Origin of the sequence: Moraxella caviae, assembly GCF_002014985.1 — a bacterium.
GTDB lineage: Bacteria > Pseudomonadota > Gammaproteobacteria > Pseudomonadales > Moraxellaceae > Moraxella > Moraxella caviae.
The window spans coordinates 57,976-76,762 of sequence record NZ_MUXU01000034.1 but is presented as its reverse complement, the minus strand read 5'-3'; the positions used below and the strand labels follow the sequence as shown (position 1 = coordinate 76,762).

The following is an 18,787-nucleotide window of genomic DNA, read 5'->3' as shown; positions in this document are numbered from 1 at the left end:
ATAAAATTTAAAAGACGATAAAACGATTGCAAAGTTGTTATCGGCAAAAACATTGTCATAAATTAAAAACCGTCATCGCAGCTCGGCTGGCAAACGCATTTTATTTATAAGCAAGTTTTGCCACTTACGAATCTTGCCAATCTTGGCATTTAATCTTTACAATTAAAACTTAAATTTAGGACGTTGTTGCTCATGTTTGACTCATCGCACACCACCCAACCCAACCCAACTGCACCAAAAAACCGCCTTCTAAAGCCGCTGTCCATCGCTGTGTCAGCGTGTCTTTTGGCGGCGTGTAGCAGCACTGGCACAAACACCGCAGCAACCAGCACCACGCAAACACCGCAGCGCACCGTTGCTCAAAGCACTTCGGTGAGTTATTCTGGCGTTTTAGATCAAGAAACGCTGGACGCGATGGAAGATCTTTTGACCGCAACAGATATGTCGATGGTGGAAGGCGATGCGCTCACCGTGCAGCGTTATGGTGATTTGTGGGATCGTATCCGCCGTGGTTATCGCATGGGCGACACCTATAACGCACGCATTGAAGCGCAAAAATCATGGTTTTATAGCCGCCAAAGCTATCTAGATCGCTTGACGGCGCGTGCATCTCGTTATTTGCACCACACCGTTACCGAAGCGGAGCGCCGTGGTATTCCTACTGAGCTTGCGCTTTTGCCAATCATTGAAAGCTCGTACGACCCATCGGCAACAAGTAACGCTGCGGCAGCTGGTCTTTGGCAGTTTATCCCAAGCACAGGGCGCATTTATGGATTAAACCAAAGCTCAAGCTATGATGGTCGCCGTGATGTGATTGAATCCACGCGCGCCGCTTATGATTTCTTGACCAGCTTGTACAATCAATTTGGCAGCTGGGAGCATGCTTTGGCGGCATACAATGCAGGCCCGGGGCGTGTGTCTCGCGCCATCAGAGCCAATGAAGCGGCAGGCTTGCCAACCGATTATTGGTCGCTAAAACTGCCAACCGAAACCATGAACTATGTGCCACGTTTTCTAGCGGTGGCGCAAATCGTGCAGCAGCCTTCCAGCTATGGCGTGCATTTGCCTGCCATCGCCAACCACACGCACTTTAGAACCGTGCCTGTCAATTATGGCGTGAGTCTTTATGATGTGGCAAGCGTAACTGGCGTAAACGTGGACGAGCTGCGCCTGCTAAACCCTGCGCTGATTAACTTTACGGTGGACGCAGCAGGCCCAAATCGTATCGTCATTCCAGACAGTCTAGACGCTAGCGTGGACGCGCGCTTGTCGGCATTGTCGGGTTATGGCTATGGTGGCGGCTATGCAGCAACTGCGCCAGCACAAACCACGCAATATGTCTTGCCAAATACAGGCGCACAGACAAACAGCAATTCACAGCAAGAATTGATTGCGGCAAACACCTTGCCAACGACCATTGCGCAAGTTACCCCAAATAATACCATCGTCCAAGAGCCGCCGCTTTCTACCGAAGAGCGTGATTTTATCGCTGCACAAATTCAAGCCAACACGCCAGAAGTGGTGCAGGCGGTCAGTCCGATTGATGGCAATATTGAACTAGACGCTGTACAAACCGCCCAGTCGGTTTTAGATGCGCGTGGACAAACCAAATCGCTGAGCTACTCTGCGCCAAGTACGGCTAACATTGCAAGTTCGCCTACGCCAGTGCAAACCATGCCAACGCCTGCGCCAGTACAGCCAGCATCAACTAATACAAACACCAGCCGCCCACAGCCAGCACCGCGTGCTGAGAGCTACACGGTCAAATCTGGCGATACGCTGACAGGCATTGCGGCGGCGCACGGCTTGAGTATCAGTCAGCTTGCCAGCTATAATAATCTCACCACCACATCGCACGTTCAGCGTGGGCAAAAATTATGGCTTGTGGCAGGTAAAGTAAAACCAGCCAGCACGCCAAGCACCACGACTGCAAGCACGACTAACACTAGCTCGTCAAGCGCAAGCAATCGTCAGCCTGCCAAACCAACCACGCACCGTGTGCAATCTGGTGAGAGCTTGACTTCTATTTCTAAAAAATACGACATGACGGTGGCACAGCTTGCGGCATTGAATGGCTTGTCGGTAACTGATGGCGTGCTGATTGGGCAAACGCTAAAACTGAGCGGTACGCCTGCGCCTGCACGCACGTCTAGCACCACGCCTGCACGCACAAGCACGGCAACCACAAGCACCAAAACCGCTGCCAACACGTCAAATTACACCGTAAAAGCTGGCGATACCTTGACAGGGCTTGCCAATCGCTTGGGCGTGAGCAATGCCGACATCGCAGCGTTAAACGATTTTAATGCCAACTCGCCACTCATCGCAGGGCAAACCATCAAAGTGCCAGCCAGCCAAGCTGCGGTAACAAGAAAGCTGAACAACCAGCCGACCAAATACGCCGTACAAGCAGGCGACAGTCTGACTGGTGTGGCAGCCAAACACGGCATTAGCATTGATGAGCTGGCGGCGGCGAATAATCTGACGCGTACGTCAAACTTGCTGCTTGGCACAACGCTGACCATTCCTGCAGCAGGCACGACAACAAACCGCACCAGCAGCAGTTCGGCAAGTGCGACTACTTCACGCACCACAAGTAGTGCAAATAATACAACCGCCCAGCCAGCTCGTGGTACGACCTTTAAAGACACTGAAAATTACACCGTGCAAGCAGGTGATAATTTGACGGCGCTTGCCAATAAATTTGGTGTGTCGGTGGCAGATTTGGCAGCGATAAATAACTTGGCGGCAAATGCAGGCTTGCTGCGTGGGCAAACCATCAAAGTGCCAAAATTGACCACGGCTTACACGGTGAAATCTGGCGATGGCTTGATTTCTTTGGCACGCCGCTATGGCATCAGCGCGGCTGAACTTGCCAAAATGAACAATTTGGACGCCAATGCCAATTTGGTGATTGGGCAAAAATTGACCGTGCCAAACAAATAACCAAGCGCACGAATTTAAAAAAGCACCCTAAGTTGGGTGCTTTTTGTTTGGCAGGTATAAGCAGCTGGAAACTGGAGCGACTGAAAACAGGACTTGAAGTCGGCTTTAAAAATTTGATGGATTTAATTACCAGCCGTTCACACTTTAAAAGTTAAAATTTAAGATGACAAATTGGCTGTCTTGCCAATCATCATGCTTGAAATGGAGAGCTATCGTTTCAAATCATGGGCGGTGCGCGGCATATAATAAATATAAAAACTCACAAATACACACAACAGCCCAACGCATGCCAAATACAGTGCAGGGGTGAATGAAAAATGAAACGTGGCAAATCCAAGCGCAAAGGGCAGTACACCGCCAACGATGGCATAAGCGCTGTTATATGCAATGCCTAAGCCTGTCATGCGAAACCGAGTGGGAAATAGGCGCACCATCACGGACGGCAGCGCGCCCACCATGCCACCAGCACAGCCAAGTAGGGCGAAAAATATGAGCATCAATTCGCTGTCGGCACGCAGCTGATAGAAAAACAGCACGGATTGTAAAATCAAAAACAAACCGCCAAACACCAAAATGCGTCCTGCATTAAATCTGTCTACCAAATACCCAAAGATTACCGCGCTGATGACCATAAACAGCATGCTAATCAAGCTGCCAAAGCGCACAATCGTGCCTGACAAGATGAAATTGGCATCAATCAAAGGCGCAAGCAAAATCGGAATAAACATAAAAAGACTTGCCATCACCCAAGACAGCAAAAATGCAAAAGTTATGCCCAAACCCAAACGCTGCGAGAACATGGCGTAGCGTTTTTCGTGTGTGGAGCGTCTGCTGTCGTTTAGATTGATGACGCCCATTTGTGCTGAGTTGTTTTGAAAATCTGCGTCATTTTGGGTGCGAAAAATGGGGGTTTCTTTGGTTTGGCGCGCCAAAAAATATGCCACCAAGCTAATAATGCCACCAATCAAAAATAGCACACGCCAGCCCCAGCTGGTCATTTGCACAAAGCTGAGCGAGTCATTCAGACTGCTTGCCACGCCTGCCAAAATCAGCAACGAAAGCACGCACATTGCACTGACAACGCTGCAACCAAAACCGATGTTTTTGATGGGTAAATGTTCGCAAATAAAAACCCACGCCGCTGGCATGACACCGCCCAACGCTACGCCTTGACCAAGGCGTGCCACCACAAGCAAAATGGGCGCAAGAATGCCGATTTGGGTGTGGTTTGGCAAAATGGCGATGATGAAAGTACAAATCGTGGCGATGAGCAGGCTTTGGGTGAGTGCGGTGCGTCTGCCCTTGGAATCGCCTAAGCGCCCAAACAGCACGCCACCCACAGGACGTGCGATGTATCCTGCGGCAAATAAACCGAATAATTGGGCGTTATAAGTGGCGGCGGTGTCGGCAGTTTTGAAAAAAGCGGCTGAAAGCGCGTCTGTCAAATAGATAAACACTGCAAAATCAAAAAACACCACGCCAGCACACAGCCCAATCAATAAGATGAGCTGTAAATGTTGTGGGCTTAAAAGGCGTTCTACATTTGGCATGATGTATTAGCAAGGCAAAATTTATACACGTTAAGCATAAATTGTATAACAGTTTTTACAAAAATACTAATATTTTTTACACAGCAGAGAGTATGTCTGCGATGATTGGAATGAAAGGTTATTTGTGGTGGTGTGGGAATGGATTTTTAAAGGTGGAAATTTGACTGATGAAATCATCAAAGATGAAATAAAGACAAAATCAATTAAGTAATAAATGCTACCATCACAACAACCAATCCAGCGGCAGCACACCCAAAATGCTGACACCTGCACGGTCTTTTAAAGTAGTGTCAGGCTCTTTATTAAAGACGATGGGTTTGCCTTCGTGGTTGGTGTGCCATTCTAGGCGGTTTTTGTCGTTTAGGCGCACTTCATAGGCGACATTGAGTAGATTATCGCTTGCCAGCGCCTGATGCAGCTGCTGGGCTAGGCGATGATCGTCAATCACCACGCCAAGCTCGGTGTTGATGTTGGCTGAGCGTGGGTCGATGTTATAAGAGCCAATGAACACATGGTGTTCGTCCACCGCAAAGGCTTTGGCGTGCAGGCTTGTGGTGCTTTGCGGTGAGCGCCAGAATTTTTTGTCTTGCGCGGCTTCGTTTTGGGCGGTGGGTTTTAGCTCGTAGAGCTTTACGCCTGCTTTGAGTAAAGGCTTTCGCCAGTGTGCATAGCCTGAATGCACCACGCCCACGTCAGTTGCACCAAATGAATTGGTCAAAATGCGCACGTCCACGCCTTGTTTGGCAAGATTTACCAAAGTGCGCACGCCGTCTTTGGTCGGCACAAAGTATGATGAAATGACGCTAAGATTTTTGGTGGGCGTGCCAAAGGCATGGCGCAGCTGCTCCACCAAATGTGCGTCCGCATTGCTGTGTTTTTGCAATTTATCGGCAGGGTCTGCTACAAAGGTGATGTTCGCCCAGCGAAACGGCACGCGGTTTTGGAGCAAATCATTACCAATGGTGGAATTTTGCACGGCAGTACGATAAGTGCGCAGAGCTTTGGCGCTGGCGTCAGCTTGTTTGCCCTGCTGGATTTCAGCAAGTGTGGCTTCGTTTAGCAATGCCAAAACGTCCGTTTGTGTAGGCTGTGTCAGCGTTTCAATGTCGTAACTGTTGGGCGAATTCCAATAATGCTCAAAACTTGCATTGATGTCATGCACCACCGCACCAATCAGCAGCACGTCCAAATCAGCAAAGGCGTTATCGTTTGTGTTGTTCAGATATTCGTTGCCGATGTTGCGTCCGCCCACAATGCTTAGACGATTGTCAAAAGTCATGCTTTTGTTGTGCATTCGGCGGTTGATGCGTGCAGGATTGGTGAAAAAATTGATGGCGCGCGCCGTGCGATACAAAAACGGATTGGTCAGACGCACGGCAATGTTTGGATGCTTGGCAAATTGCACCAGTGCTTCGTCCAGTGCAGGTGAGCCGTTCATGTCGTCCAAAAGCAGGCGCACTTTCACGCCACGCTCGGCAGCTTCCCACAAATCCTTCATCAAAAGCTGACCTGCTTCATCATTGTGCCAAATATAGTATTGTGCATCAATGGTGTGCGCCGCCATATCAGACAAAATGCTGCGCGCAGCAAAGGCGTTTGCCCCTGTAGAAATCGGATAATAGCCCGATTGTCTGGCGTGATGGGTGGCAAGCTGCTCGTCCACCGCAGCGTTTAATTGCTCAGAAACGCTCAGCGTTTTTTGCGGATTTGTCGCCTGCTTTGGCGGTAAATTTGAAATTGAGTTTTGAGCGTATTGTGTATTTTTTGTACTTTCGTTGTAATTACTAAGACTTTGCGCATTAAGCTGCTGCGCCGTTTGTGTCAGCGCAACGCTTTTTGGCAAGTGCGGATTGCTTGGCAAACTTTGACAGCCTGCCAAAATAAAGGCACTTAATGCGATTGAAAACACCTTAACACTAAAACACATTGGTAAAACGGCAGGGCGTACCACCAAAGCATTTGCCTTGGTGGAATTGTTCAAAAAATCACAAATTTGCCGTGCCATCTTATTTAATCCGCTCGGTTGCCAAGTTTTGTCTATTTTAAGCGCCAACTTCACCTGCAAACACATCGTCCAGTAGTGCGCTTAGACGAGTGATGAGCTCGTCAGTGTCGGCATCGCTGAGATTCAGTGCTGGCAAAAGACGAATGACATTACCGCCAGTAACGTTTAAAATCAAGCGGTACTGATTCAGTGCGTGTGCCACAATGCCGCTGCAATCCATATTTTCTGGCAAGACAATGCCAATCATCATGCCAACACCACGCAAGGTTACGCCTTTGTCAGCATAGCGATTTTGCACCGCTTGGCGAATGGCAGCGCCCTTATCGTGGGCGTTTTGTAACACTTGCGGTGTCAGCGTTTCATAGACAGCGCACACCACACGGCTGCCAAAAGGCGTGCCGCCGTAGGTTGAGCCGTGCGAACCTACGCCAAAAAGCTTAGTCGCCTTGCCTGCCACCATGCACGCACCCACAGGAAAGCCGTTACCCAAGCCCTTGGCGGTAGTCAGCACGTCAGGGCGCACGTCTGTGTGCTGGTAGGCGAAATATTTGCCTGTGCGACCGTTGCCCGTTTGCACTTCGTCCAGCATGAATAGCCAGTCGTTGTCATGGCAAAGCTGCTCAAGTGCCTTTAAATAGCCAGCGTCAGGGGAGTGCAGACCGCCTTCGCCTTGAATCGGCTCAACCAAAATGGCGCATACGTCTTTATCACTGGCAAGTGCTTCTACCGCCACCACATCATTAAACGGCACACGGATAAAATCATCGTCTAGCGTGTAAAAGCCTTCGCGCGCTTTTGGGTTGGCGGTGGCGCTCACTGTGGCAAGCGTACGACCATGAAAAGCGTGCTGCATGACGATGATTTTTGGGTGTGTCAAGCCTTTTTTATGGGCAAAAAGGCGTGCTAATTTGATGGCGCATTCATTGGCTTCTGCGCCAGAATTGCCGAAAAACACTTTTTCCATGCCTGCCGCTTGACACAAAAGCTCGCCTGCTTTTTCTTGCCATGGAATGCCGAACAAATTACTGGTATGCACCAACGTTTCGGCTTGCTCTTGCATTGCTTTGGTGATGGCAGGGTGGCAATGCCCAAGCCCGCACACCGCAATGCCTGTCAAAGCGTCCAGATAGGCGCGATTTTGCTCGTCATACAAATAAGAGCTTTCGCCACGCACAAAATTCACAGGCTGGCGGGCGTAAGTTGGCATTAAATAAGACATGGATTTTCCTTGATTAAAATGTTTTTATGAAGGTTGTTTCTTGTCGCTGTTTTTACAAATTTAAGTCAGTGCTGATTTTCGCTCAATTCATCGCTAAAAGGCGTGTCTTGAGTGGCGATTTTGTAATCTTCGCTTGCCCATGCGCCAAGATCAATGAGTTTGCAGCGTTCTGAACAAAACGGACGGCTGGGATTGTCTGTCCAAGTGGCTGGTTTTTGGCAGGTTGGGCAAGGGTAAGTGGTGATGGCGGTCATGGTTTGCTTGTTTTTAAAATTGTTATGAAAAGTGATTGTTAAAAGCGGTTTTGTAATTAAGCATTTGCTTTAAAATGGCGGTGCAAATTTAATCTTACACTATACCAAATCAGCACCCAAAAATACATCATTTTACAAAATATAAAGCATAAAATTTAATGATAGTTTCACCGTGCAAAACCACATCAAATTGTCTAAACAAGCAGTGTTTATCAAGTGTGGCGTGCTTTTTGTGGGGTTGATATAAAGTAGGGCGATGCGTGCGCGTCAAGGCGTGCGCGTAAAAATCCGCCATGAATTTTTAAAATCATCAAAATAATACATGACAGAAACAAAAAAGCAAGCTATAATCACGCACGCTAAACCAAGTCTTTTGCTTGGTGGCGTTTTGATGTTTTGGCGGCTGTATTTGCGCTGTCAATACCGCTTTAAAAAATCAGCGAATTTTCCATTGCTTTTTTAAGCCAAATTCGTATATTTTTCAAAGCCTTAGTCAAAACGCTTCTTACCTTTTCGCACGTTTATAAGGCAATTTTGGCATCACAGATGATGAAAATGCCGAACGTGCGGCGACGTTCACAATGATTAAGGAGTAAAATTGTGAGTCAAGTTGAAGATTCAGTCGCAGGCAATGGGGTTTTGAGTGATTTAGGTGGCAAAAGCTACCAAGAATTGCACAAACCAAGCTCAGAATTTGCCAGCCGTGATGAATATCTGAGCCACGAGCTGCAAATCATGCAGCCAAAGCGTTGGCGACCAAACCTACCTTTTAAAGATTACCGTTTTGAATTTGAAGACACCATTCCTGCGATGGCAGGCACGATTGGTAAAATCGTGATGGTGGGCGCAATGGCGGCAGCATTTGCAGCACCGCTGGGCTTGGGCGAGGCGTTCGTCCTTGAAAACGTGCGCTATGAGATGATCATTGCCGGTATCATCGTGCTATTACTGTCTGGCTTTTTATTGCCAACGTCAAACTTGGCAGGTACGCATGGCCCTTTGATTCCGCTGATTCCTATCGTCGTGGCGGCAGGCGGACACCCGTTGGCATTCGGTGTGCTGATTGGTGTGTTTGGTATCATTCTGGCGCTGTTTAAGGGCGGCAGTTTGATGGCGAGGCTCACCAGTAATGGTGTGGCAGGCGGTCTGCTTTTATACCTTGGCTTTGTCGGTACGATTGGGCAGGTGAAAAATATGATTGCGTGGGCAGAAGGCATTGGCTTGCCGCACATCGCTTTTGTGATTATCATTGCCACCATCGTCATGTATGCACTGCTTGAGCATTGGCAAAAACGCTGGCTGGCGGTGCCGATTGGCTGTACTTTGGCGGGTCTGCTTGCCTTTGCTTTGGGTGCGCCTTTTGAATTTAAAACTGCGCCCGGCTTGCCACCAATGAACCCAATGTATTGGTGGGGCGAGAATACAGGCTGGACGCTGGGCTTACCTGATTTAAAAGCGTTTATCGTGGTGTTCCCATTTGCGGTGTTGGCAGTTGCCATGTGGTCGCCTGATTGCTTGGGTCATCAAGTGTTCCAAAAAATCAGCTATCCGCCACGTTCTGAGCGCACTTATATGAACATTGACGACACGATGGTCGGCTGTTCGGTGCGCCAAATCGCAGGCTCAGTGATGGGCGGTGCAAACTTCACTTCATCGTGGGGTACTTACATCGTGCCAGCGGCGATTGCCAAGCGTCCAATTCCAGCAGGTGCGGTATTGACAGCTGTCTTTTGTATCATTGCCGCCATTTGGGGCTATCCGATGGACTTGGCGATTTGGCAGCCTGTACTAAGCACAGCGCTGATTGTGGCGGTGTTTGTGCCACTGCTTGAAGCTGGCATGGAAATGACGCGTAAGGGCAAAACCACGCAGTCGGCAGCCATCGTGGTATTCGCTTCTGCGCTGGTAAACCCTGTGTTTGGCTGGTCTTTGACCATGCTGCTTGATAACCTTGGCTTGATTGGCGATAAACAGCGCAGCCGTGATTTGGGCTTGTCTGGGCGTGTCATCATTCCTTTGGTAGGCTTTATCATCTTGTGTCTGTCTATGGGCTTGGTGGGTATGTTCCCCGGCGTGCCTGCATTGCTGCCGCAGTTCCGTGTGTAGTAAGATTTGACACCAAAACGCTCGTAATTTTACGGGCGTTTTTTTTGGTTTGATTGTAGCCTGATTGCGGCTTAAGTTTGGCTAAATTGCGGTTTAAAAGACAGTCTTGGACTGATAATAGCGATGAATTTTTGGTAAGCAGGACGCATACCACAAATGCCAAATCAACGAAAAAGCACTTGCAAAATCTTTAAGGATTGCTATAATTAGCGCCTTAATTTTAGGCTCTGAGCCGCAAGCTAGAGTAAGAATAACAAACCAAAAGGCGATAATCATGGCAGCACATGACGAACAAACCACATTTAATATGCGTGTAGACAAAAACTTGGTGGAGCAATTCAAGCAGGCGGCACGAGACAATAACCGCACCGCAAGTCAGCTGCTGCGTGATTGCATGATTGAATACGTCAAAAAACACCGCCAAGCAGATATGTTTAAGCGCTGATTTTATGACAAGCTGATTTTATGTAAAAAAGCCCCAATCGTTTGATGGGGCTTTTTTGTGGGGTTTTTAAGTTTAGTGGTGTAATTTGTTTACCACGTTGGGTGCATTTATCGCCACGCCTGCTTAATCCATTCGCTTGGCAAAACATAGCGGTGCCATTTACCGCCGCCGCCTTTGATGGCGTCTGGCGGATTGATTTCCCCATGAAAAACGACGATTTTTGCGCCAGTAGGCTTTTTGGGCGGCATAAAATACGCCAAAGGGATTTTGCGCAGGCAGTGGTATTTAAAGCTGACGCACCATGAGCTGTCCCAATATTCCAAATGGTGATGTTCACGCAGATAATTGGATAAAAATGCTTGCTCGTGGCGTACTTCGGTGCGAATTTTGGCGAAATTTTGCTCAAAAAAGCTTAGCAAATTTGGGTAGGTGTTATAGCCCACTTTAAAGCGGTACACTGAGCTGTTGCCCACCATGCGCCAAGGTTTTTTCCAGTCGCGGATAATCATCACACTGTCGTCATGCTCAGCTTTGTGGGTGAAAAAGCAGTCAATATTATCCACAATCACCAAATCAATGTCCAAAAATAGTGCCGTGCCTTTTAAATCGTATAAATCAGGCTTAAAAGTGGTGAGTTTTTTCCAGCCACGCTCAGGCAGATTTGGCGGCAAATTCAGCTCTGGAATGGGATAACAGACCACTTCTGGGCGAATGCCAGTGCTGTCATCTGTCAAGCACACAAAGGTGAACGGCAGGGTCAGATGACGCTCAACCATGTTATACAAGCGATTGACGTACTCAGCGCCATATTTTGTACCCCATTTCATGCAGATGACGTAATTGGTGTCGGCATGAGTGCTAGTCGGTTCTGTCATGGCGTTTCTCTTTGGTTTTTGATGAGTTGGCTTGTGTGGCTTGTTTGGTAAGTTTAAGATTTGCTGTTGATTTTAAACAAAATTTTACCCATTGGCATGATGTTTGAGTGCTAATTTATGCAGTTCATCAAAGGGCAGTAAATACGGATTTTCACCAAAAGGGGTAAATTTAAAGCGGCGATAACCCCACATATAATGCGCAAGGTGCGGCTCAATCATGCGCTGCATGGCGGTATTGAGCGCAGATGTTGCGGTGTAAATGTCGGCATCACGAAGGTTTGGGTCTGCCAAATCATAGCAAAACACATCAAAACCTTGTCCATCAGTACGGCGAATGCACGCCAAGCCAACGAGCGCACAGCCTGTTTTATGGGCGAGTTTTGGCACGAGCGTACCTGTCAAAGTCGGCACGCCAAAAAAAGGCGCAATTTCACCGCTGTTACGGTCTGGCACGTGATCAGGCAGCACCACACTAAAGCTGCCTTGTTTTAAGGTTTTAAAAATCGCCTTAACACCGCTGCCATCCGTTGGGACGAGCGTTGCATTCAGCCTTTGTCTGCCTTGTAGCACAAATTCATCAAGTTTTACGTTATTTGATGGCTTGTACATGATGGTGGGTTTGCCAAATTGGTTAATCCACGCATTCATCATCTCCCATGTGCCAATGTGCGGCACCACAGCGAGCATACCTTTGGGGTTGGCAAGACCGCGCTGCAAGATGTCAAAACCATGCACGTCTTTAATTTGTGCGACAGACCAAGCAGGCGGCATTGCCCAGCTTTTGGCGCTATGCACTGTGCTGATGAGCTGATTGGTGAGTGCTTCTTTGGCAAGCGCATCACGCTGATCGTCTGGCATGGCAGGATATATCAAGGCAAGATTGGTGTGAATGCTGCGATAAATGCTGGCATTCGCATTTCTTGCCAAGATTGCTGCCATGCGTGCCACTGTCGTCAGCACGGACATTGGCACGAACTTTAGCCAAGCGAACATCATAAATGGCGTGTGTTATTGCGCTTTTTCTTTTTCACGCACACGAATGCCAAGTTCACGCAGCTGCTTGCTGTCCACTTCAGCAGGTGCTTCGGTCAGCGGACATTCTGCAGTTTTGGTTTTCGGGAAGGCGATTACATCACGGATTGAGCTTGCACCCACCATCAGCATGATTAAGCGATCCAAACCAAACGCCAAACCACCGTGCGGTGGCGCACCAAAGCGCAGGGCTTCTAGCAGGAACTTAAATTTCAGTTCGGCTTCTTCTTTAGTGATACCCAGTGCGTCAAATACTGCTTCTTGCATTTCTACGGTGTTGATACGCAGGCTACCGCCGCCGATTTCCGTGCCGTTTAGCACCATGTCATAAGCGATAGACAGCGCAGTTTCTGGATTGTTTTTCAAATCTTCTACCGAGCATTTTGGGCGTGTGAATGGGTGGTGTACCGAAGTCCACTTGCCATCGTCAGTTTCTTCAAACATTGGGAAGTCCACAACCCACAAAGGCGCCCATTCGCAAGTGAACATTTCAAGGTCTGTGCCAATCTTCACACGCAGTGCGCCCATGGCATCATTCACCACTTTGGCTTTGTCTGCACCAAAGAAAATGATGTCGCCTGACTGGGCTTCGGTGCGCTGAATCAGCTCAACCAGCACATCATCGGTCATGTTTTTGATGATTGGTGATTGTAGACCTGATTCTTTGTCCACGCCGTTGTTGATGTTGTTTGCGTCATTGACTTTGATGTAAGCCAAGCCTTTTGCGCCATAAATGCCGACAAATTTGGTGTATTCGTCAATTTGCTTACGGCTCATTTCACCGCCATTTGGAATGCGCAGGGCAACCACGCGGCCTTTTGGATCTTGGGCAGGGCCTGAGAATACTTTAAATTCTACGTTTTGCATGATGTCTGCCACGTCCACCAGTTTTAGTGGAATGCGCAAATCTGGCTTGTCAGACGCATAATACTTCATGGCGTCCGCATAAGTCATGCGTGGGAAAGTGTCAAATTCCACGTTCAGCATGGTTTTGAACAAAGTTTTGGTCAAGCCTTCAGCGATGTCCATGATTTCATCGTCAGATAGGAACGATGTCTCAATGTCCACCTGTGTAAATTCTGGCTGACGGTCAGCACGCAAGTCTTCATCACGGAAGCACTTGGCGATTTGATAGTAGCGGTCAAAGCCAGACACCATCAAAAGCTGCTTGAACAGCTGTGGTGATTGTGGTAGGGCGAAAAACTCGCCTTGGTGTGTGCGTGATGGCACAAGGTAATCACGCGCGCCTTCTGGGGTAGCACGAGTTAGAATTGGCGTTTCTACGTCCAAGAAATCGTGATCGTCTAGGTAGCGGCGAATGACAGAAGTCGCTTTGGCACGAAACTTCATGCGCTCTTGCATTTCTGGGCGGCGCATATCCAAGAAACGATATTTTAGGCGCAATTCTTCAGAAACGTTGATGTTTTCGTCATTTAATGGGAATGGCGGTGTGTCAGCCTTGGCAAGCAGTTCAATCTCTTTTGCCAAAAGCTCAACTTTGCCGCTGGTCATGTTGTCATTTTCTGTGCCTTCATAACGGCGACGCACACGACCTGTGATTTTTAGCAGGTATTCAGAACGGGCTGCGTCCGCAGTGGCAAAGGCTTCTGGGGTGTCAGGGTCAATCACCACTTGTAGCAAGCCTTCACGATCTCGCATGTCTAGGAAAATCACGCCACCATGGTCGCGGCGGCGATGAACCCAGCCTGCAATGGTGATGGTTTGATCGGTAAGTGCTTCGGTTACAAGACCGCAGTAATGACTACGCATCATAAAAAATTGCCTTATTTAATACGTTTTCTTTGGTTGTTTGATTGGTTGTGGGCAGTTTTGCCACAAAAACATTTTTAAACACTGTATTATGCCTTGTAATTGGATTTGGCGCAAGATGTCTTTAAAGGATTTTTGTACATTTTTGTAGCTTTTTGTGCGTGAAATGGATTTACGCAAGGAATTGATGGCGTCATTTTAAACCTAGCTTTTGGCTGAATGTTTAGCTGTTTTTTGGCCAATCTAAATCTTGTTTGCTTGTTTGTAGCATAAGTGTAAAATTTTGGCGTTGTGGGCGTGTGATGGTGGCGAAAAATTCGCTAGTGTGATAGGATAGCACGCTTGCTAAAATTTTTGTAAACGGACTGATTTTACTGATGTTTTGCACCGATGCTTGATAAGCGCTTAGTAAAATTTATTTTATGCGCTGTGTAATAAAACTTATCAGTAAGGATTTGGTAAAACGTTTGTAGTTAGTGGCAAATTTAGCATTTATTATTTTTACCATTTATTTAATCACTTTTCATAAATTTTCACCAACTAAAACCTAAATCGGGAGAGTATTTTACAACCAATGGACACGCTCAATATTTTATATTTGGTGGCTTCGGTGCTGATTTTTGCCAGCATCATGACCACAACGCTGTCGGCACGTTTGGGCGTGCCTTTGTTGCTGTTTTTTCTTGGCGTGGGTATGCTGGCTGGCGAAGAAGGTGTGCTGGGCATTCAATTTGCCGAGTACAATCTGGCAAACTTCATCGGTCAGGCGGCGTTGGCGTGTATTTTGCTTGATGGCGGTTTGCGCACGTCCTTGCAATCGTTTCGTGTGGGGCTAAAACCTGCGGTAACGCTTGCCAGCTGGGGCGTGCTTGCCACGGTGTTTGCGCTGGGACTGTTTGCCACTTGGCTTTTAAATATTGATTGGCGCTTGGGTCTTTTGATGGCGGCGATTGTCGGCTCAACGGACGCAGCGGCGGTATTTAGTCTGCTAAGAAATGGCGGCGTAAAACTAAACGACCGTGTGCAGTCCACGCTTGAGATTGAATCTGGCGCAAACGACCCGTTGGCGATTTTGCTGGTAACGGTGATGATCGCCTTTAATCTTGACCCTGCCAGCCAAACGGTGGGCGATATTTTGCTGACGTTGGTGGGGCAAATTGGCATTGGTCTGATTGTGGGTGTGCTGTCTGGTTGGGCGTTATCAAAACTTTTACCAAAAGTACACTTGGCAGAAGGTATGTACGCCATTTTAATCATGTCGGCAGGCTTTGTGGTGTTTAGCGCAACCAATCTTTTGGGTGGTAGCGGCTTTTTGGCGGTGTATTTGGCAGGTGTGGTGATTGGCAACACCAAAGTGCGCGCCACCGAGCACGTTTTGCGTGTGATGGACAGTTTTGCGTGGCTGTCGCAGGCGGTGCTGTTTGTGGTGCTGGGACTTTTGGTTGTGCCGTCTAGTATGCTGGAAGTGTGGCATTATTCGCTGATTATTTTCTTGTTTTTGCTGTTTGTGGCGCGTCCGTTTGCGGTGTTTTCATCGCTATTGCCTTTTGGTTTTGCCATGCGTGAAATCGGCTTTATTTCGTGGGTGGGTTTGCGCGGCGCTGTGCCGATTACCCTTGCGATTATCCCTGTGATGATGGCGGTGCCGGGTGCGGATTTGGCGTTTAACATCACCTTTGGTGTGGTGATTTTATCTTTGCTGGCTCAAGGGGCGACCATTCCGTTTATGGCGCGTCTGTTTAAGGTGTGGGTACCAACCAACGCTGAGCCAAAAGCCGAGCATGAGATTTGGGTGGGCGATCAAGCGAACATTACTTTGTATGAATTTGAAGTGAAAAATGGCGCATTTGCCATCGGTCGCCACCCAAAAAATCTGTCGTCTAAGTTCAGTTCGTCTGAAATTAAGCTGTTTGCCTTGGTGCGCAATGAGCGCCGTGTGGCGGTGAACGAAGACACCACGCTAAAAGTGGGCGACATCGTCTGGTATGCGCTGGCGGGCGATTATGCGGCAAGCATTGCCAAGATTTTTAATAATTCTGCCACACAATACCAAAAAAACAGCGAATTTTATGGCGATTGGCTGCTGTCGCCGCACGTTCGTATTGCCGATTTGCCATTTTATAATTTGGCGACATGCTCGCAGCAGCAAAGCAAACTTGCCAATAACCGCTTTGGCAAATCTGTCGCCAATGCGATTGACGTGCTGACTGTGCCGCCTGATGCGGTGGGGCTGTCTGGCATTGATGATGAGTTGATTGCCACTTTGACCGAAGCTAAGGATATGACGGTAGAAGAATTCATGCTGTCGCATTTTAAAACCGAGCCTGTCAAGGGCGATGAAGTGCGCCTAAACGATGCGTGGTCTTTGATTGTGCGTGATGTCAGCACCAAAGGGCAGCTGCGTGGTATCGGTCTTAAAAACTTGCAACGCAGCAGCACGCCAAAAACTGGTGCGGCTTAAGTTTTACGATAAAAACTGGCTTTGGCGTGATGATTGCGCCATGCAGCTAAGTTTTAAATCGCTTGAAACCATTTTTTAAAAGCTGTTTTTCAAAACCATTTCAGCCATTTTGTAAATTGGTTTTTGACGGTTATTTTTAAGTCATTTGTAAAAGTATTTTTAGGAAAATTCATGCTGTTTCATTCTGCTAAAAAGCCTGTTGAATTACAAATCATTCACCTAAACCGCGTCCAAAAAGAACGTAAAGAACACCTAGAAAAAGCCTTTAATGCCAAAGACGAAAAAGGTAAATCTTTACTCGCCAAGCTGTGCGCCAAACGCAAAGAATTAAAAGAAAAAGACCAAGACGACAGCACGCTGGACAAAGACGCACGCAGCGTGTTTGTACTGGATTTTGAAGGCGACATCAAAGCAAGCGCTGTTAATCATTTGCGTGATGAAATCAGCACCATTATAAGCACCGCCAAAGCAGGCGATGAAGTGGTGGTGCGCCTAGAAAGTGGTGGCGGTCAAGTCAATGCGTACGGCTTGGCGGCGGCGCAGCTTGCACGCTTAAAGACGGCAGGACTGACTTTGACGGTGTGCGTGGATAAAATCGCAGCCAGCGGTGGCTATATGATGGCGTGTACTGCCGATCGTATCATTGCCAGTGATTTTGGCGTGATTGGCTCCATTGGCGTGGTGTCGCAGCTGCCAAATTTCCACAAATTGCTACAAAAACACGACATTGATTATGAGCTTTTCACCGCAGGCGAATATAAGCGCACCGTAACCTTGTTTGGCGAAAACAGCGATGACGACCGCGCCAAATACCAAGCCGACCTTGAGCGCATTCATGTGCTATTCCAAGAATTTGTTGCCAAGCACCGCCCAAAACTGGACGTGGCAAAAGTGGCGACTGGCGAGTTTTGGTTTGGCACGGACGCTTTGGCGTTGGGCTTGATTGATGAAATTGGCACGTCTGATGCGTATTTGGTGTCTTTGCTTGATAAGTGCAATGTATTTTTATTGCAATCACGCAGCAAACCTACACTTGCCGAAAAACTTGGCTTGGCGGAGCAATTGCACACCAACATCAAGGGCGCATTTGAGCAAGCTGTCAGTGCGGTGCCTGATTTGCTGGCAAAATTAAGCCGTCCTTAAGCGTCCTTAAGATAGCGACATAAACCGCACGAAGTTGTAATTTTAAATAACAATCATCACAAACTGACAAAACTCTATGAAAAAACTAGAAGAAGCGTTTGCAAAAGTTGATAAATTTGGACGCAAAATCGCCAATCAATTTAATAAAATCAAAGACTTAAATAAAATTCGTGGTATTGGCGATGGTAAAACCGTACTCATCACAGGTGCAAGCTCTGGACTTGGGGCGGCAATGGCGCGCAAATTTGCGTTTTTGGGCTATGATTTGGCGATTTGCGCCAGACGCTTGGAGCGATTGGATGCTTTAAAAGCCGAGCTTGAGCGAGAATTTGGCGTGCGTGTACACACCAAAGCACTGGACGTAACCGTGCATGATGACGTGTTCACCGTGTTTGAAGCCTTTGCCGAAGAGTGCGGCGGCTTGGATAAGGTGATTGTCAATGCGGGCGTGGGCGACAGCCGTGTGATTGGGCATGGGCGTTTTAACATCAATCGTGCCACTGCCGAGACCAATTTTATCGCTGCTTTGGCGCAATGTGAAGCCGCCATGCAGATTTTCCGCCGCCAAAACAGCGGTCATTTGGTGGTGATTTCTAGTATGTCAGCGGTGCGCGGTTTACCACGCCACTTAACGACCTATGCCGCCGCCAAAGCAGGCATTGCCGCACTTGCCGAAGGGATTCGTGCCGATACCATCACCGAAAAACTGCCGATTCATGTGTCCACGATTTTTCCGGGCTATGTGCGCACCGATTTGAACATTGGCGCAAAATATCTGCCGTTTGAAGTGGAAGAAGATGAAGGTGCGGACGTGATTGTCAAGGCAATTGAAGCGAAAGTTGATGAAGCCTATGTGCCTGCGTGGCCGTGGCTGCCGATTGGTCTTGGCATGAAATATCTGCCGCTGCGTGTGATTACAAAATTTTTGTGATTCTTGCTTTGCAACTTTACTTTTGTAATCTTTACCAAAATAAAAGCCGC

13 protein-coding genes are annotated in these 18,787 nt (G+C 47.9%); 6 read left to right on the top strand and 7 right to left on the bottom strand.

Annotated elements, in window-relative coordinates; genetic code table 11:
• Window positions 1–192: 192 nt before the first annotated feature.
• Window positions 193–2,946 carry a LysM peptidoglycan-binding domain-containing protein gene (locus B0181_RS05325; RefSeq protein ID WP_078276475.1) on the top strand — a complete coding sequence of 918 codons (2,754 nt, stop codon included), beginning with the start codon at window positions 193–195 and terminating at the stop codon, window positions 2,944–2,946.
• A gap of 209 nt (window positions 2,947–3,155) precedes the next feature.
• Here the strand turns inward: B0181_RS05325 and B0181_RS05320 are convergent, their stop codons facing one another.
• The 4 genes from B0181_RS05320 to B0181_RS05305 form a co-directional block, all read right to left on the bottom strand.
• Window positions 3,156–4,496, bottom strand: a complete 1,341-nt coding sequence (locus tag B0181_RS05320; RefSeq protein ID WP_078276474.1) for an MFS transporter — start codon at window positions 4,494–4,496, stop codon at window positions 3,156–3,158.
• Window positions 4,497–4,719: 223 nt separating this feature from the next.
• Complete coding sequence (locus B0181_RS05315; RefSeq protein WP_242620143.1) at window positions 4,720–6,477, bottom strand: phospholipase D family protein; 1,758 nt, start codon at window positions 6,475–6,477, stop codon at window positions 4,720–4,722.
• Between the two features lie 61 nt (window positions 6,478–6,538).
• On the bottom strand, window positions 6,539–7,720 hold the full coding sequence (locus tag B0181_RS05310; protein ID WP_078276473.1) for an aspartate aminotransferase family protein: 1,182 nt from the start codon (window positions 7,718–7,720) through the stop codon (window positions 6,539–6,541).
• Between the two features lie 65 nt (window positions 7,721–7,785).
• Window positions 7,786–7,974 (bottom strand): DNA gyrase inhibitor YacG, encoded by a 189-nt coding sequence (locus tag B0181_RS05305; RefSeq protein ID WP_078276472.1) that lies wholly within the window; start codon window positions 7,972–7,974, stop codon window positions 7,786–7,788.
• A gap of 600 nt (window positions 7,975–8,574) precedes the next feature.
• Here B0181_RS05305 and B0181_RS05300 point away from each other — a divergent pair.
• Together B0181_RS05300 and B0181_RS12215 are read left to right on the top strand one after the other, a co-directional pair.
• A complete protein-coding gene (locus B0181_RS05300) occupies window positions 8,575–10,080 on the top strand; it encodes a DUF3360 family protein (protein ID WP_078276471.1) in 1,506 nt (501 codons plus the stop codon).
• Between the two features lie 274 nt (window positions 10,081–10,354).
• On the top strand, window positions 10,355–10,525 hold the full coding sequence (locus B0181_RS12215) for a hypothetical protein (RefSeq protein WP_169835762.1): 171 nt from the start codon (window positions 10,355–10,357) through the stop codon (window positions 10,523–10,525).
• 107 nt (window positions 10,526–10,632) lie between these two features.
• Here the strand turns inward: B0181_RS12215 and B0181_RS05295 are convergent, their stop codons facing one another.
• From B0181_RS05295 to aspS, 3 genes are all read right to left on the bottom strand, one after another.
• Entirely contained in the window at window positions 10,633–11,400 is a 768-nt protein-coding gene (locus B0181_RS05295; protein ID WP_078276470.1) for a glycosyltransferase, read from the bottom strand.
• Between the two features lie 84 nt (window positions 11,401–11,484).
• On the bottom strand, window positions 11,485–12,393 hold the full coding sequence (locus tag B0181_RS05290) for a lysophospholipid acyltransferase family protein (RefSeq protein WP_078276469.1): 909 nt from the start codon (window positions 12,391–12,393) through the stop codon (window positions 11,485–11,487).
• Between the two features lie 15 nt (window positions 12,394–12,408).
• Complete coding sequence (gene aspS, locus B0181_RS05285; protein ID WP_172462135.1) at window positions 12,409–14,205, bottom strand: aspartate--tRNA ligase; 1,797 nt, start codon at window positions 14,203–14,205, stop codon at window positions 12,409–12,411.
• Between the two features lie 571 nt (window positions 14,206–14,776).
• Here aspS and B0181_RS05280 point away from each other — a divergent pair.
• From B0181_RS05280 to B0181_RS05270, 3 genes are all read left to right on the top strand, one after another.
• On the top strand, window positions 14,777–16,663 hold the full coding sequence (locus tag B0181_RS05280; protein ID WP_078276468.1) for a potassium/proton antiporter: 1,887 nt from the start codon (window positions 14,777–14,779) through the stop codon (window positions 16,661–16,663).
• A gap of 132 nt (window positions 16,664–16,795) precedes the next feature.
• On the top strand, window positions 16,796–17,806 hold the full coding sequence (gene sohB, locus B0181_RS05275; protein WP_245953309.1) for a protease SohB: 1,011 nt from the start codon (window positions 16,796–16,798) through the stop codon (window positions 17,804–17,806).
• Between the two features lie 76 nt (window positions 17,807–17,882).
• The gene (locus tag B0181_RS05270) at window positions 17,883–18,737 is read left to right on the top strand and encodes an SDR family oxidoreductase (RefSeq protein WP_078276466.1); all 855 of its coding nucleotides are present in this window, start codon (window positions 17,883–17,885) and stop codon (window positions 18,735–18,737) included.
• The last annotated feature ends 50 nt before the right edge of the window (window positions 18,738–18,787 follow it).